The sequence below is a fragment of the Rhodopseudomonas sp. BR0C11 genome, assembly GCF_010820945.1.
In the GTDB taxonomy this organism is placed as follows: Bacteria; Pseudomonadota; Alphaproteobacteria; order Rhizobiales; family Xanthobacteraceae; genus Rhodopseudomonas; species Rhodopseudomonas palustris_H.
This window is the reverse complement of record NZ_QTKI01000639.1, coordinates 1-1,711: the sequence shown is the minus strand read 5'-3', so window position 1 is coordinate 1,711 and position 1,711 is coordinate 1. Positions and strand designations below refer to the sequence as shown.

2 protein-coding genes and 1 pseudogene are annotated in these 1,711 nt (G+C 67.5%); 1 reads left to right on the top strand and 2 read right to left on the bottom strand.

What is annotated here, in order from left to right; all coding sequences use genetic code 11:
* A pseudogene (locus tag DYI24_RS26110) lies at positions 1-189 on the top strand (AI-2E family transporter); the annotation flags it as partial.
* Here DYI24_RS26110 and DYI24_RS26105 read toward each other — a convergent pair.
* Positions 186-848: a ChrR family anti-sigma-E factor gene (locus DYI24_RS26105; protein WP_164574373.1), complete on the bottom strand. Its 663-nt coding sequence runs from the start codon at positions 846-848 to the stop codon at positions 186-188. The pseudogene DYI24_RS26110 and the gene DYI24_RS26105 sit on opposite strands and share 4 nt — an antisense overlap.
* Positions 845-1,432 (bottom strand): sigma-70 family RNA polymerase sigma factor, encoded by a 588-nt coding sequence (locus tag DYI24_RS26100; protein ID WP_164574374.1) that lies wholly within the window; start codon positions 1,430-1,432, stop codon positions 845-847. The genes DYI24_RS26105 and DYI24_RS26100 overlap by 4 nt, the downstream gene beginning before the upstream one ends.
* Between the last annotated feature and the right edge of the window lie 279 nt (positions 1,433-1,711).

Below are 1,711 nucleotides of genomic sequence, written 5' to 3'. Positions count from 1 at the left end.
GGCCTGAACGGCTTCGTGATCGGCCCGGTGATCGCCGCGATGTTCATCGCCACCTGGGACATCTATTCGTCCGCGCGTGAGGATGCGGGCGACACGCCGCCGATCGGTGCCAATGCCAGCCCGGTCGAGGCCGAGCCGGTCGCAGTCGCCCCGATTCGCAGCGATCGCGGCACGACGCCGGTCGCTTAAATCCCGAACCAGGGCTGCAGCAGCCGGGCGAACCGGCTTTTGAACCGCAGCGGCGCGTCGGTGACGGCGAGGCAGATGCAGTCCTCGCCCGCGCCGGCCTGCGGCTGGTGTTCGGTGCGCTCGTCGGTCTCGGCGACGTCGCCACGCCGCATCACGGTGTCGCCGTCGCACAGCGATCCGTGGAGCACGAGGGTGAGTTCGCGCCCGGAATGGCCGTGCTCGAACACCCGCGTGCCGGCCTCGAACCGCAGCATTCGGGCGCGCGGCCGGCAGCCCGGAATGTCTATGGTGATCTGTTGCATCCGCGGTGCCAGCCTGGTCCAGCGCAAGCCGGCAAGGTCAGTACCGAGATAGCTGCGCAGCGGCTCGGGGATCACGATGTCGGAACGCGGCCGCAGCGCCGTTGCAGGGATCGCGGACGGAATCTCTGGTTCGGCCTGGGTCCGCGCCAGCACGCTCTGCCACAAGTCCGGCGTCACGTCCGCGGCGGGCAGCGCATCGAGCATTTCGCCGCCGAGCGCATCGGCGGCGGCCGCGCGCGCACGGCAATGCGGACACAGCGCCAGATGGGTGGCGACCAGCAGGCTCGAAGCTTCGTCCAGCGCGCCGGCGGCGTAGCTCAGCAGCAGATCGTCGCCGATGTGGTGTCGCACCGTCATCGCGGCTCTCCGGCGGGCGCATCGAGCGCCGCCCGCAGCTTGCCGAAGGCGAGCCGGATTCGCGACTTCACGGTGCCGACCGGCAGGCCGAGCTGCTCGGCGATCTCGCTGTGCGATTGGTTTTCGTAGAACGACAGCATCAAAACACTCTTCTCGTTGAACGACAGCGTCTCCATCACGTCGCGCACGCGCTGCTCAGTTTCGGTGCGCTCCAGCCGGCGGTCGGGCGGTTCCTCCTCGTCGGGCACGAATGCCGGATCGTTGGGATCGAAGTTCGGCCGCTTCGCCTGCCGCAGCCGGTCGATGCTGAGATTGCGCGCGATGGTGAAGATCCAGGTCGAGGCCGAGGCTCTGGCCGGGTCGAACTGCGCGGCGCTGCGCCAGACCGACACCATCGTCTCCTGGGTGATCTCTTCGGCCAGGGCCGGATCGCCGCCACGCCGGGCGAAGTATGATTTCAGGCGCGGGGCGAAATGGCGAAACAGCGTCTCGAACGCGGCGCGATCCTGCGCGACCGCGATCCGGACGATGCAGTCCGCCATCTCCGCCGACTGCGGGCGTGGACCGTCGCGCAATTGATCCATGACGACCGCTCCGTTGCCGGGCGCGCACCGATCCGCAACAACGCCGTGAGATGCACGCTCTGAACCCTGCAGCCTAACGCGGGACGCGGCGATGCGGAGCGCGCCATGTGTCGCGCTCACATGCTCGCGAGTAGTAATCAGGTAGTCGCGCGTGAGGGCCGAATCTGGTGTGCGGAGAATCATGAGCAGAGCGCGCGATCGGATTGATTGCATTTGTTCTGATACGAACCAGCCGATCGTTTGGATCACCGCATCCCGACAAAAAATCGCATGCCGGCA

Excerpts from the sequence above, each read along its gene's own strand:
- DYI24_RS26100 (WP_164574374.1), bottom strand. The coding sequence starts at position 1,432 with ATGGATCAATTGCGCGACGGTCCACGCCCGCAGTCGGCGGAGATGGCG.
- DYI24_RS26105 (WP_164574373.1), bottom strand. The coding sequence starts at position 848 with ATGACGGTGCGACACCACATCGGCGACGATCTGCTGCTGAGCTACGCC.